The organism is Acinetobacter sp. MF4642, assembly GCF_002018925.1.
GTDB classification, from domain to species: domain Bacteria; phylum Pseudomonadota; class Gammaproteobacteria; order Pseudomonadales; family Moraxellaceae; genus Acinetobacter; species Acinetobacter johnsonii.
The window spans coordinates 53,391-66,821 of the sequence record NZ_MVON01000008.1; the positions used below are offsets into that span (position 1 = coordinate 53,391).

Annotated in this window: 10 protein-coding genes and 1 tRNA gene; 4 read left to right on the plus strand and 7 right to left on the minus strand. The window is 42.4% G+C overall.

What is annotated here, in order from left to right:
- Positions 1–4 precede the first annotated feature (4 nt).
- The 6 genes from secD to queA all read right to left on the minus strand — a co-directional run bounded on the left by secD (position 5) and on the right by queA (position 6,516).
- Positions 5–1,906, minus strand: coding sequence for a protein translocase subunit SecD (secD, locus tag MF4642_RS06425; protein WP_078425675.1), 1,902 nt, complete (start codon positions 1,904–1,906; stop codon positions 5–7).
- Between the two features lie 55 nt (positions 1,907–1,961).
- A complete protein-coding gene (gene yajC / locus MF4642_RS06430) occupies positions 1,962–2,291 on the minus strand; it encodes a preprotein translocase subunit YajC (RefSeq protein WP_004697692.1) in 330 nt (109 codons plus the stop codon).
- 104 nt (positions 2,292–2,395) lie between these two features.
- The gene (gene tgt / locus MF4642_RS06435) at positions 2,396–3,526 is read right to left on the minus strand and encodes a tRNA guanosine(34) transglycosylase Tgt (protein ID WP_078425676.1); all 1,131 of its coding nucleotides are present in this window, start codon (positions 3,524–3,526) and stop codon (positions 2,396–2,398) included.
- Positions 3,527–3,842: 316 nt separating this feature from the next.
- Positions 3,843–4,412: a LemA family protein gene (locus MF4642_RS06440; protein ID WP_004697696.1), complete on the minus strand. Its 570-nt coding sequence runs from the start codon at positions 4,410–4,412 to the stop codon at positions 3,843–3,845.
- A 25-nt stretch (positions 4,413–4,437) separates the two neighbouring features.
- Positions 4,438–5,466, minus strand: a complete 1,029-nt coding sequence (locus tag MF4642_RS06445; RefSeq protein WP_078425677.1) for a hypothetical protein — start codon at positions 5,464–5,466, stop codon at positions 4,438–4,440.
- Between the two features lie 9 nt (positions 5,467–5,475).
- Positions 5,476–6,516: a tRNA preQ1(34) S-adenosylmethionine ribosyltransferase-isomerase QueA gene (queA, locus tag MF4642_RS06450; protein ID WP_078425678.1), complete on the minus strand. Its 1,041-nt coding sequence runs from the start codon at positions 6,514–6,516 to the stop codon at positions 5,476–5,478.
- 184 nt (positions 6,517–6,700) lie between these two features.
- Between queA and MF4642_RS06455 the strand changes: the two genes are divergently transcribed.
- From MF4642_RS06455 to MF4642_RS06470, 4 genes are all read left to right on the plus strand, one after another.
- Positions 6,701–6,787 (plus strand) — tRNA-Leu (locus MF4642_RS06455).
- 360 nt (positions 6,788–7,147) lie between these two features.
- Positions 7,148–8,416 (plus strand): sensor histidine kinase, encoded by a 1,269-nt coding sequence (locus MF4642_RS06460; protein WP_078425679.1) that lies wholly within the window; start codon positions 7,148–7,150, stop codon positions 8,414–8,416.
- An 81-nt stretch (positions 8,417–8,497) separates the two neighbouring features.
- On the plus strand, positions 8,498–11,242 hold the full coding sequence (glnE, locus tag MF4642_RS06465; protein ID WP_078425680.1) for a bifunctional [glutamate--ammonia ligase]-adenylyl-L-tyrosine phosphorylase/[glutamate--ammonia-ligase] adenylyltransferase: 2,745 nt from the start codon (positions 8,498–8,500) through the stop codon (positions 11,240–11,242).
- Positions 11,243–11,275: 33 nt separating this feature from the next.
- Positions 11,276–12,202: a branched-chain amino acid transaminase gene (locus MF4642_RS06470; protein WP_078425681.1), complete on the plus strand. Its 927-nt coding sequence runs from the start codon at positions 11,276–11,278 to the stop codon at positions 12,200–12,202.
- 51 nt (positions 12,203–12,253) lie between these two features.
- On the opposite strand, the gene MF4642_RS06475 is transcribed toward MF4642_RS06470, so the two are convergent.
- Complete coding sequence (locus tag MF4642_RS06475) at positions 12,254–13,423, minus strand: nucleotide sugar dehydrogenase (RefSeq protein ID WP_078425682.1); 1,170 nt, start codon at positions 13,421–13,423, stop codon at positions 12,254–12,256.
- Positions 13,424–13,431 lie beyond the last annotated feature (8 nt).

Sequence of the window (13,431 nt, forward strand, 5' to 3'; positions counted from 1 at the left end):
CTCCTTATATGCTCAACTTTTTCAAGTTACGTTTTTTGCCATAAATGAGCTGTACAATCGCACGTGTTACTGTAATAGCAGTAAACATAGAGCAGATAATACCGATCATTAAGGTCACAGCGAAGCCTTTAATTGGGCCAGTACCGATAGCAAATAGGATAAACGCAACCAAGAACGTGGTTAAGTTTGAGTCGAAAATGGTGTTATAAGCACGGTCATAACCCGCTACAATGGCTTGTTTGGGCGATGCTCCCCACTTTATTTCTTCACGTATTCGCTCACAGATCAAGACGTTGGCATCGACCGCCATACCAATGGTAATCACGATACCCGCAATACCTGGGAGGGTAAGGGAAGCACCAATCCAAGACATGACCGTTAGAATCATGGCTAAGTTGAAGACCAAGGCAAAGTTAGCAATTAAGCCAAAGAGACGGAAGAACACCACCATCCAGATCGCGACAAGTAAGAAACCGATTTGAGTCGATAGCACACCTTTATCAATGTTTTCTTGACCGAGGCTTGGACCAACAACACGCTCTTCAACAAAGTACATTGGCGCAGCAAGTGCACCCGCACGTAGCATTAGTGCGAGTTCAGACGCTTCTTGAGGTGAATCTAGACCCGTAATACGGAATTGAGAGCCGAGGACTGCTTGAATAGTTGCAGCGTTAATCACGACAGACTCTGCATAAGGTGTACGGACTTCGGTTTGCGCACCAGTCGCAGGATCGGTGATATAGCTAATACGTTGTTTATTTTCAATGAACAACACAGCCATACGCTTACCCACCGCATTACGGGTTGCATCCGCCATCAGTTTACCACCTGCTGTGTCTAAGGTAATGTTTACCTCAGCACCGCCAGTGTCTTGGCTAAAGCCACTTGATGCGTTTTGAACACGTTCACCCGTTAAAATACGGTTACGGTTTAAAAGTAATTCACGTCCGCTGTCTAAAGACTGATATGCAAAAAGTTCGGTTCCTGGTGGAAGCGGTTGACCATTGCTCTTGCCGGTATAAGGGTCAATCACTTGGTCATTTTGGTCAGAGACCAAACGGAACTCTAGGTTTGCTGTACGACCCAAGACACGTTTTGCTTCTGCAGTGTCCTGAACACCTGGGAGCTCAACCACGATGCGGTTACTACCTTGTGTTTGTACCAAGGCTTCTGCCACACCTAACTCGTTAATACGGTTACGTAAAGTGGTTAAGTTTTGGTTCACGGCATAAGATTGAATTTCTTGGCGGCGAACATCGGTATAGGTTAAACGTAAGGTTGAACCTGTCGCGGTTGCGAACGCTTGCTGATTAAACTCATTACCATTGCTACGTAAGTAGTCTTGAGCTGCAGTGCGATCATCGTTGTTGGCGAACTGAACGGTAATGGTGTTGTTGTTTAATGCAAGGCTGTTAAATTTAATTTTGTTGTCACGGAACTGACGACGTAAATCAGTCGCAGAGGTTTCCATGCGCTGAGCAATCGCTTTATCCATATCCACTTCTAATAAGAAGTGAACACCACCACGTAAGTCCAGACCGAGCTTCATTGGTTTTGCACCAATTTTTTGTAGCCACTCTGGCGTGGTTGGCGCCAAGTTCAACGCGACAACATAGTCATCACCAAGGCCACGACGTAACGCTTCTTTGGCTTTTAATTGTGCTTCGCTAGAGTCAAGACGTAACAGTGCAGCATTATTGCTAAAACTGTTGTCATGGCTTGAAATACTTTCAGATTTTAAAATCTGCTCTGCTTTTTGTACGATGCTTTGGTCAATTTGGGTACCAGCTTTGGCACCAGAAATTTGAACCGCAGGCTCATCCGGATACAAACTAGGCAGGGCATATAATGTACTGATCGTCAAAACCACGAGAATCAGTAGATATTTCCATGCTGGGTAACGCATTTGTTTTCTTCTTAAAATGAAAAAAGTCGTGCGGATGCACGACTAATTTTTTTGATTAAAGGTTATTTAATGTGCCTTCAGGAAGAACTGAAATCACACTTGCGCGTTGAATTTTTACATCTACACCGCGGCTCAGTTCAACCACTGCAAAGTCACCTTCGAGTTTAGTGATTTTACCCATTAAGCCACCAGCAAATACCACTTCGCTGCCTACGCCAAGACTTTCAACCAAAGAGCGGTGCTCTTTGGCACGTTTTGCTTGAGGGCGCCAAATTAAGAAGTAGAAGATTGCAATAAAAACAGCAATCATCAATAAGTTTGCGACCATACTTGGTTGTTGTGCAGCTTCACCCGCTGCGTGAGCTGTAGAAATAAAAAGGCTCATTTCAAATTCCTAAACTAAAAAAACGGTGACCAACGAATTGATCATAAATAGACTTGTTCTGCAATTTACCTTGTCTTTTTACCAAGCGCAAATGCTCACAACAATTAATCTTGGGGGCAAGGTGGAACTTCTAAACCACGACGTGCATAAAAATCGTCAACAAAGGCATCAAAGTGATCATTATCCAATGCATCACGAATGTCTTGAGTGAAACGTTGGTAGTAACGTAAGTTGTGAATAGTACCGAGCATTGAACCCAGCATTTCGCCACATTTTTCCAAATGGAATAAGTAAGCGCGAGTAAAGTTGGTACAGGTATAACAGTCACAGTGTGGATCAAGCGGACTTTGATCATGACGGTATTTACTGTTACGGATTCGCACTAAACCGTCAGTCACAAAATAATGTCCATTTCGGGCATTACGTGTAGGCATGACACAGTCAAACATATCGACGCCACGGCGGATGCCTTCTACGATGTCCTCAGGTTTACCCACGCCCATCAGGTAGCGCGGTTTGTCTGCAGGCATTTTTTCTGGAAGGTAATCCAGCACTTTAATCATTTCTTCTTTCGGTTCACCGACGGACAGCCCACCAATGGCATAACCGTCAAAACCCACTTCAAGCAAGCCTTTTAAAGACTCATCACGTAAGTCTTCATACATACCGCCTTGAATAATGCCGAATAGCGCATTTTTATTTTCAAGCACATCATGATGCTGAGTCTTACAACGCTTTGCCCAACGCAATGACAATTGTAGCGACTTTTGCGCTTCTTCATGCGTTGCAGGATAAGGCGTACATTCGTCAAAAATCATCACGATATCTGAGTTCAATGTATGTTGGATGTCCATTGAGATTTCAGGAGACAAAAATACTTTAGAACCGTCAATTGGAGAGCGGAACGTTACGCCATCTTCTTTAATTTTACGCATCGCGCCCAAACTGAAGACTTGGAAGCCGCCTGAATCGGTCAGAATGGGCTTATCCCACTTCATGAATTTATGCAGACCGCCGTGCTCTTTAATCACTTCAAGGCCAGGGCGTAGGTAAAGATGGAAGGTGTTACCTAAAATAATTTGCGCTTTGATGTCTTCAATGTCACGCGGGAGCATGCCTTTCACCGTACCATAAGTACCGACAGGCATGAACACTGGGGTTTCAACCACACCGTGCTCTAAAGTTAAACGACCACGACGGGCGCGACCCGACTGACCTAATTTTTCAAACTTCATAAAATATCCTGAACAAGAGCAAAGCACTGCTCTGCTTGCAGTGCAAGAGCGAAAAAACAGTTCGCCGCTAAAAGGAGGCTATTTTCCTTGATTATGCAAATAAACACCAGTGTTGTAACACTTTTAACGCAAAGCTTTTCTGTACGAAATTGTGTGCGGTGACAACGGTTTTGATTTGAGTGTGTTGGGGAGAGGAGGGAGATGAATTGCCGTGGCATAGCAAGCGATAGCTGCCAGAAGTGAAGTAAATTTAGATATTAAAAAAGGCACTCATTTTGAGTGCCTTGGATGTGTGATTTGTGTTAAAGCGATCTTTTTAGTTGAAATTGGGACGGTAATCAAAATTTTGCAGCGCAGCAGCGTCACGGAATGGACGCACAGCTTTTTTACCGACAGTCATGGTGTTTACAATGTTGTTTGGAAAGATTTGAATGTGGTTGTTAAACAGTTCGACATTGCGGTTAAAGATGCTGATCGCGGCACCGACATTTTCGTTTTGCTCTTCAATTTCATTCATCATCTTTAGATAAATATCATTGGCTTTGAGTTCAGGGTAGTTTTCGACCACGACATTGAGACTACGCATTAGCTCTTGGTTTAATGCTTCAATGCGCTGTAATTGGTTGACATCTGTATTGTTCAAGTTCAGGTTGAGAATGTTCTGACGGAGCTCAGTAACTTTTTCCAAGGTGCCTTTTTCAAAGCTGGAGTATTGTTCGACCAGAGGCTCTAAGCTATCTAGAATTTTTATTTTCTGACGCTCATAGGTTGCTACATCCGACCATGCCCGAATGGTTGCATTGTGGTGTCGCACAATATTATTGCGAATGACGATTATGCCAAACACGATTGCAATAATAATCAAGAAGAAAATCAATAGCCCCATACAGTCCTCAAACGGCAAAATGTCATTATTTTAAAAATTGCGTTAGATCAGATTCTAAGCGATCTAGATAAGGTAATTTAAAAGTGCGTAAGTGTCCACGCAATGTCGAAATGTCATTGATTTTTTTTGCTTTGCTGGATATTTCAAACAGGTTTTGTGGGCTGATATAGCACAAGATATATTTTTCAGGATGAAAAAGTAAATCGCCTTCACGAGAACGGAAAAAATCGGCAGTACGCAGCACAAATGCAGGGGAGAGAAGTTTGGCCATCTGCATCTGGTCAGTACCAAAAAATTTGAGTTTCTGGTTAATCTGAATATCACTGCTATGCCATGGAAAACTATAAGGATAATAAAATTTTTTATTGTATGCGGTAATCGCGAGTCCTTGCGTGGGTACCTCAAAGACAAAACATCCCCATAAGTCTTTATGCACTTCTTTCACTTTTAGCTCATTGCCATCTTTATCACGCACGCGAATTTCATCGACAAAGTGGTATTGAAACAGCAAAACCTGATGTTGTTGTCCTGCTTCATCCTGCCAAGTGGTACTGGCGTAGTAAGGAATATCATTGCTGATGGTGCCTTGATTAAAAATTGGAAACAGCTGCTTTAAATGGGCAATAAAAAATGCAGGTTGTAGGGCCACGCCAATTTGCTGTGGAGGGGTAAACTCGTTGAGCTGGTATTTTTTATGGATAATTTGTTTTTCAAGATAGTCGGTGACCTCTTCAAGCGGATCATCTTGCTCATAACTTAAATAAGCCCAAAGCAGGCAGCCTAAGCCAAATAAAAAGCTAAATAAGGTCCAAATGTGCTCTCCGACAAAGAACACAGGCACAATAAAAAAAATGCCGACTATTCCAAGTAGAATAGGCAGCACATTTTCAAATTTCAGGGTAATCGGGGCATTCCAAGGATGCAGTCGGTCAAGAATGTCTTGTGCCGAATCGGCCCCTCGGCCGATGTCCCAAAGCCTGTCGATATTATCAAACACAACTTTATTCTTTTTACGTCGAATATGAATGGAATGCTTGATTGTATCGATAGGCATGTGAGGTTCTTATTTGGGTTGAAGTTGGTCGACTAACATGGCATCGCCATAACTAAAGAAGCGATACTGGTTGGCTACCGCATGTTGATAAGCCGTCAAAATATTATCACGATTTGACAACGCTGAAACCAACATCAAGAGGGTCGATTCAGGCAGATGGAAGTTGGTGATAAGACGATCCACCACTTTGAACTCATAACCTGGATAGATAAAAATTTGAGTATCTCCCGTCCACGCTTTGAGTTCACCATCATGTGCCTGCGCTGCACTTTCTACGGCACGGGTGGCGGTTGTTCCAACAGAAATGACTTTGTTGCCACGAGCTTTGGTTTGGCGAATCAGCTCAACGGCGTGCTCTGGAACATCACACCATTCACTGTGCATAATGTGATTGGCAATGTCATTGGTACGTACAGGCAGAAAGGTGCCAGCACCGACGTGTAAAGTGACAAAGGTTTTCTGAATACCTTTGGCTTCAAGTTGATCCAACAGCTTTTGGTCGAAGTGTAAGCTTGCGGTAGGTGCAGCGACACTGGCTAACTTGGTTGGATCATTAAATACTGTTTGATAACGCTCGGTATCAATGGCTTCAGCTTCACGATTGAAGTAGGGAGGGATCGGAAGTTGTCCGTATAAATCCAGCACCGTTAAAATTGGCTGGGAAAACTCCACAATAAATAAATTTTCATGACGACCTAGCACTGTGACTTTAACGGCATCTGGGCCAATAAAGAGCTCAGCTCCCGCTTTGGGTGTGTTGCTGGCTTTGATGTGGCAGTGTGCAATAAATGCATCTTGCATGCGTTCAACCAGAACTTCGACAGCTCCGCCACTGGCACGTTTGCCTTTGAGACGTGCTTTCATCACTTTGGTGTCATTTAAGACCAGTAAATCACCTGCATCGAGCAAATCTAAAATGTCGGTGAATTGAAAGTCATGATGCTGACCTTGAGCATCGAGGTGTAATAGTCGAGATGCACTGCGCGTGTCTAAAGGATAACGGGCAATGAGTTCATTAGGGAGGTCGAAATTAAAATCAGAAAGTTGCATGATGGGAAAGCAGCGTCAAAATAAGGGAGGTCAAAATTGCGCTTAGTATATGCGTTTTTGCGGAAAAACGCTGAAATTGCACAAATATAAAGCTAAAAAATCAAATATGACTTAAAAATAGCCAATCATCACCAACTTACGTTGACAAGTTTTTCAAAAAGTTTAATATACGCATCAACACCTTCCCGAGGTGGTGAAATTGGTAGACGCGGCGGACTCAAAATCCGCTGTCAGAGATGACGTGTCGGTTCGAGTCCGACCCTCGGGACCAAGATATTAAAAAACCCAAGCATATTCAGTCTTGGGTTTTTTATTGCCTGAAATTTAAGATTTGAATTAAATCGCCGTAAAACGTTACAGATGGCTTAAAGCAATTGAATGTTTGGGGTGGGTTTGCTTAATTATTTCCTCATATAATGGACTCAAAATTTTGTTTTAATCATTCTGATAAATAACGATTTTTCAAAAAGAGAAAGTACTCACAAGATAAAAGCCTGACATAATTGATTTTTTTGTTAAATGCCACGCTTGTATTGTTGTATTTTTATATTGTTTTAATGCTGAAAATTTGCTAATAAATAGAAGTAAATAATAGGTTTGTGCCGAAAAAATCACAAAAGATGAGGCAGAAATGGGTATTCAATTGCTAGATGTCGGGTCTGATACAGAACAGTTAAGTGCTTGCCACTTATCTTTATTGTTGGGCGTGAACAGTAATGACAATAAAATTAAGAGCTTTCTCAAATTTGCGCGAAAAATTTTAGGTGCACATGCCGCAATTTTAACGTTTAGCAATGAACCTTATAGTTGGTATGCAGGCAAACATGCATTCAATGCTTTTCAGTTACCCGCTGAAGCCAATTTTGCTACTCATTTTGAAGGGGATATCACGATTGATGTCCTGCATCGCCATTATCATCATCTTTCTCAGCAGGTGAGTGCTCTAGGCTTTGAACATCGCCGTATCATCGCATTGGATTTAAAGGCATCGGATAAATCTATAGGGCAAGTGATTTTCTTTGATGAACAGTTGGAAGCTTTTATGCAAGATGCTGTAGAAAATGTCTATGAACTGGCATCTGGTTTTCTCAATCTGCTACATTTGCGCATGGAAAATGCGGAGCTCAAAGAGTTGTATGAGCAACAGGTGGCTATGAATGTCAGTAAAACCAAATTTTTCCAAATTATTGCACATGACTTAAGGGCGCCTTTTCATGGCTTAATTGGTTTCTCAGAAGTGTTGGCTGAAGAGCGCAAAAGTTTGGATGAGTCTGGTGTGCAAAGCATTGCAGATTATTTGCATGATACCGCACAATCGACTTATAGCTTGTTGGAGAGTTTACTGAATTGGGCGATGGCAGAAGGCGGGCGCTTTGTTTATCACCCCATCCATTACAAGCTTAAGCAGTCCTCTCAAATCGTTTTTGATGTGTTGCATGCGTTGGCTATCAATAAAAATATTCAACTGATTGACCGTGTCCCCGATGATTTAAAGATTTTTGCAGATATCAATATGGTGACCTCGGTGATCCAAAACTTGGTCTCAAATGCGCTGAAATTTACCCATATGCATGGCGAAGGTGTTGTGACGATTGATGCCAAAAAACGTGATGATTTTATCGATATCTACATTCAAGATACGGGTCTAGGTATGACCTTGGGGCAAATCGAATCTTTGTTTGAACCGAAACTAACCGTTAGTTTTAAGGGGACAGCTGGGGAGAATGGGACTGGTCTAGGTCTGGTGTTGTGTAAGCGTTTTGTTGATTTGAATAAAGGTGAAATTTCAGTCACATCGAAAGAAGGTGTAGGTTCAACTTTTATCGTCAGCCTGCCACGTTCGAACAGCGCACATCAAGCATTGTCACTCGAGACATCCCAGCAAGAATTTAGTGAATAATCATATTTTTCTTATAAAATAATTCCCCTAATCTCATGATCTGCTGTTATAAATAACCAAAACAATGCGAAAGGGTCGATCATGAATGCTGAGCAATTGCAAAAGACATTGCGCGCAAGTCAATATGCGGAACAAGTCCTATCTATACATCAGGTTTATCTTGAACAAGATTATGCAATTGATCAATTTTCTCAACCTTTGACCACCGAACAAATTTTTGATGTCGTTCAAAATAGCTTAAAAGAGATCAGTGATGAAACTACATGGATGCGCACCATCCGAATTTTACGTGCGCGTTTAATGTTTCGCTGGATTTGGCAGGATGCCAATCAACTGATCGATGTGATGACGCTAACGCGAGAGTTATCGGATTTTGCCGATGCAGCCATTTGTGTGGCAAAAGCGTTTGCCTTAGCGCCATTGGTGACTAAACATGGTCAGCCTGTGGGTTATAACCATAAAATTCAAGATTTAATTGTGGTCGCGATGGGGAAGCTCGGTGCACAAGAGTTGAATCTCTCCAGTGATATCGACTTGATTTTTGCTTTTGATGAGCAAGGTGAAACTGATGGTCGTAAATGCATAGACGTACAACAGTTTTGCATTTTGTGGGGTCAGAAACTCATTTACTTGTTGGACCATATCACGGCTGATGGTTTTGTCTTCCGTGTGGATATGCGCTTACGTCCTTGGGGTGATGGTTCTGCATTGGCCATTAGTCATGCGGCGCTGGAGAAGTATTTAAGCCAGCATGGTCGCGAGTGGGAGCGCTATGCGTGGATTAAGGCGCGGATTGTGACAGGGGGCAAAGAGGGGAATGAGTTGTTGGACATGACTCGTCCTTTCGTGTTCCGTAAGTATGTCGATTACACCGCTTTTGAAGCCATGCGCGAAATGAAAGCCATGATTGAGCGTGAAGTATTACGCCGCAATATCGAAGATGATATTAAGTTGGGTGCAGGTGGTATTCGTGAAGTCGAATTTATTGTGCAGGTGTTTCAGCTGATTTATGGTGGGGCAAAATTAGAATTACAAGACCGTCAATGTTTAGTGAGCTTGCATCATTTGGGCGAAGTGGGTTTGCTGGATGGGCAAGCGGTCAGTGAGCTGGAAGATGCCTACTTATTTCTGCGCCGTGTAGAGCATGCCATTCAAGCTCTGAATGATCAACAAACCCAGTCTTTGCCAACGGAACCAGAACTTAGACAAAGGATGATTGACACCTTGGGTTTTGTAAGCTGGGATGCATTTATTGAACATTTAAACCAAAAGCGCGCCAAAGTTATTTACCAATTTGAGCATTTAATTAAAGAAAAAGAGCATGACCCTTTCGTAGAAAGCTTTGGTCAGTTAGAGGCGCGTTTAAATGAGGTGTTGGATGCGAATGCAAAAAACCTCATTCATGAATTTTGGAATGGGCATGCGCTAAAAAAACTGCCTGCAAAAGCGGTGCAGCGTTTAAAAATGTTTTGGCCGCATTTGATTGAAGCGATTTTACAGTCAGATAAGCCGCAAGCCGCGCTGCTTCGCCTCATGCCTTTGGTCGAGTCTGTGATGCGGCGCACCGTATATTTGGTCATGTTGATTGAGAGTAAAGGGGCGTTACAGCGCTTGGTGAAAATGGCAACCGTAAGTCCATGGATTTGTGAAGAATTGACCCATTATCCAGTGCTCTTGGATGAATTTTTGTCCATGGACTTTGAGCTGCCGCGCCGTCAAGATTTGGAAGATTCTCTGCGTCAACAGTTGCTTCGTATTGAGCTTGATGACGTTGAAGATTTGATGCGTGTGCTGCGCCTATTTAAAAAATCCAATGTTTTGGCGGTTGCAGCCAGTGATGTCTTGGCTGAAAGTCCGTTGATGAAAGTATCCGATGCTTTGACCGATATTGCAGAAGTTTCGGTCAGTACGACTTTAAATTTAGCCTATCAAATGACGGCAAAGAAACATGGTTATCCGCTCGATGTTGAGGGACAGCGCTGTTCGATCGATCATTTGGCATTTGCTGTGGTGGGTTATGGCAAGGTTGGTGGGATTGAGCTGGGTTATGGCTCGGACTTAGATCTGGTCTTTATTCATTATATGGATGAGCAAGCCGATACAGATGGGCTGAAGTCGATTAGTGGGTTCGAGTTTGCAATGCGTGTTGCGCAGAAATTTATGTCGTTGATGACCACGCAGACCCTTGATGGTCGGGTCTATGAAATCGATACGCGCTTACGTCCATCGGGTGAAGCAGGGGTATTGGTTACCAGTTTAAAAGCCTTTGAGCAATATCAGTTGAAAAATGCATGGGTCTGGGAGCATCAAGCATTGGTACGTGCTCGTTCGATTGCGGGTGAGCCAAGTTTGCGTGATAAGTTTGAAGCATTGCGCTGTCGGATTTTGACGCAGCCACGTGATGAAGAAAATGTACGCGCAGAAGTGCTGAAGATGCGTCAAAAAATGAAAGACCATTTGGGTTCTTCTAAAGAACAACAAAAAGATGGAATTTTTCATTTAAAACAAGACGCAGGTGGTATCGTCGATATCGAATTTATGGCACAGTATGCTGTGTTGGCATGGAGCGGATCTCATCCAGATCTTGCCCATTATTCCGACAATGTACGAATCCTTGAAGACGCCGCAAAAGCCAGTTGCTTATCCAGTGACGATGCGACTGCATTGATTCAAGCTTATCTCAGTGAACGAGCCGAGAGCCACCGTTTAGCCCTTGCGAATCAATCCATGCAAGTAAATGCTGCGGACTGGCGCGATACCCGAGTGATCGTTTGCAAATTATGGCAAAGATTAATTGATCCAAGCTCAATCGTGAGCATTGGGTAACATGACTGTGTATATAAATTTGGAGTGTGTGTCATGAATTTGGCTGATCGTGATGGTTTTATTTGGCAAGATGGACAATTGGTTGACTGGCGTGAGGCAAAAACTCACGTATTAACACATACTTTGCACTACAGCATGGGTGTGTTTGAAGGTGTCCGTGCCTATGAAACACCGAATGGCACGGCTATTTTCCGTCTAAAGGAACACACTAAGCGTTTATTGAACTCTGCAAAAATTTATCAAATGAAAGTCCCATTTGATCAAGCAACACTAGAGCAAGCTCAAATTGATGTGGTTCGTGAAAATAAATTAGCGTCTTGCTACTTGCGCCCAATTATTTTTATTGGTTCGGAAAAATTAGGTATTGCTGCAACAGACAATACGATTCATGCGGTGGTTGCTGCGTGGAGCTGGGGTGCGTACCTTGGTGACGAAGCAATGGCGAAAGGTATTCGTGTGAAGACCTCATCATTTACTCACCATCATCCAAACGTGACGATGTGTAAAGCAAAAGCGTCAGGTAACTATACCTTGTCGATTTTGGCTCACCAAGAGGTGGCACATTCAGGCTATGACGAAGCAATGTTGCTCGACCCTCAAGGTTATGTATGCCAAGGTTCTGGCGAAAACGTATTCTTGGTGAAAGATGGTGTTTTACATACACCTGACATCGCAGGTGGTGCACTGGATGGCATTACGCGTCAAACCATTATTACCATCGCAAAAGACTTGGGCTATGACGTGGTTGAGCGTCGTATTACACGTGATGAATTCTACATTGCAGATGAAGCATTCTTTACAGGTACAGCTGCTGAAGTGACGCCTATTCGTGAATATGATGACCGTGAAATTGGTTCAGGTACGCGTGGTCCTATTACTGAACAAATTCAAACCACATTCTTTAATGCGGTTAAGGGTGAAGACCCGAAATACGCACACTGGTTAACTTATGTAAAATAAGTAATTAGGTGGAAAAGGGCTCTTCGGAGTCCTTTTTTGTTGGTCTTCAGTTTAGTCATCGATACCGAAAATATCTCGAGTGTAGAGTTTATTTTGGACGTCATTTAGTTCTGATGTTTGACGATTGCTAATAATTAAGTCAGCGACTTGCTTAAATTTTTTGAGATCGCGAATAACTTTACTATTGGCAAATTTTTTTTCTGAAATATTTGGCTCGTAAATAATCACCTTGATGCCTTGCGCCTTAATTCGGCGCATAATTCCTAAAATTGCGGATGAGCGAAAATTATCAGATCCTGATTTCATGATTAAACGGTAAATACCAACTACTTTGGGATTTTTTTGAATAATCGTTTCAGCAATGAAATCCTTGCGGGTTCTATTTGCATCTACAACTGCTTGAATTAAGTTACTTGGGACTTGCTCATAATTTGCTAAAAGTTGTTTAGTGTCTTTGGGGAGGCAATATCCACCATAGCCAAAAGAAGGATTGTTGTAAAACTTTCCAATACGCGGATCAAGACACACGCCATCAATAATTTGACGAGTATCTAAATCAAAAACTTGAGCATAGGTGTCAAGTTCATTGAAATAAGCGACACGCATGGCGAGATAAGTATTGGCAAATAATTTGATAGCCTCTGCTTCAGTGGAGTGAGTAAATAGTACAGGGCAGTCTTTTTTAATGGCACTATTAAGAAAGAGTTGTGCCAATGTTTCAGCACGTTCCGATTGCTCACCTATAATAATTCGAGAAGGGTAAAGATTATCCTGAAGTGCTTTGCCCTCACGTAAGAATTCTGGTGAAAAAATAATATTGTTTGTGTTAAATCGCAGTCGCATTCTTTGTGTAAAGCCGACAGGTACTGTCGATTTAATGATGATGGTGGCAAGTGGGTTAGTGTGCTGGATATCGTGAATGACTTGCTCCACACTTGAAGTGTCAAATTGATTGGTGATGGTGTCGTAATTGGTGGGCGTTGCAATCAGAATAACCTCAGCATTGATGTAACTATCTATTTTATTTGACGTTGCTTTAAAATGAAGGTTTTCATTTTCTAGGAATAATGAGATGTCTTTATCTTGAATTGGGGAGATTTTTTGATTTAACTGATGAATACGATTTTCATCGATATCAAATGCAGTGACACAGTGCTGTTGCGCTAAGATCAAAGCATTAGAGAGTCCAACATAGCCTAAACCGACCACTGTAATTTTCATTCTGTTGA

Excerpts from the sequence above, each read along its gene's own strand:
- yajC (WP_004697692.1), bottom strand. The coding sequence starts at position 2,291 with ATGAGCCTTTTTATTTCTACAGCTCACGCAGCGGGTGAAGCTGCACAA.
- MF4642_RS06475 (WP_078425682.1), bottom strand. The coding sequence starts at position 13,423 with ATGAAAATTACAGTGGTCGGTTTAGGCTATGTTGGACTCTCTAATGCT.
- MF4642_RS06460 (WP_078425679.1), top strand. The coding sequence starts at position 7,148 with ATGGGTATTCAATTGCTAGATGTCGGGTCTGATACAGAACAGTTAAGT.
- MF4642_RS06440 (WP_004697696.1), bottom strand. The coding sequence starts at position 4,412 with ATGGGGCTATTGATTTTCTTCTTGATTATTATTGCAATCGTGTTTGGC.
- secD (WP_078425675.1), bottom strand. The coding sequence starts at position 1,906 with ATGCGTTACCCAGCATGGAAATATCTACTGATTCTCGTGGTTTTGACG.
- MF4642_RS06445 (WP_078425677.1), bottom strand. The coding sequence starts at position 5,466 with ATGCCTATCGATACAATCAAGCATTCCATTCATATTCGACGTAAAAAG.
- queA (WP_078425678.1), bottom strand. The coding sequence starts at position 6,516 with ATGCAACTTTCTGATTTTAATTTCGACCTCCCTAATGAACTCATTGCC.
- tgt (WP_078425676.1), bottom strand. The coding sequence starts at position 3,526 with ATGAAGTTTGAAAAATTAGGTCAGTCGGGTCGCGCCCGTCGTGGTCGT.
- glnE (WP_078425680.1), top strand. The coding sequence starts at position 8,498 with ATGAATGCTGAGCAATTGCAAAAGACATTGCGCGCAAGTCAATATGCG.
- MF4642_RS06470 (WP_078425681.1), top strand. The coding sequence starts at position 11,276 with ATGAATTTGGCTGATCGTGATGGTTTTATTTGGCAAGATGGACAATTG.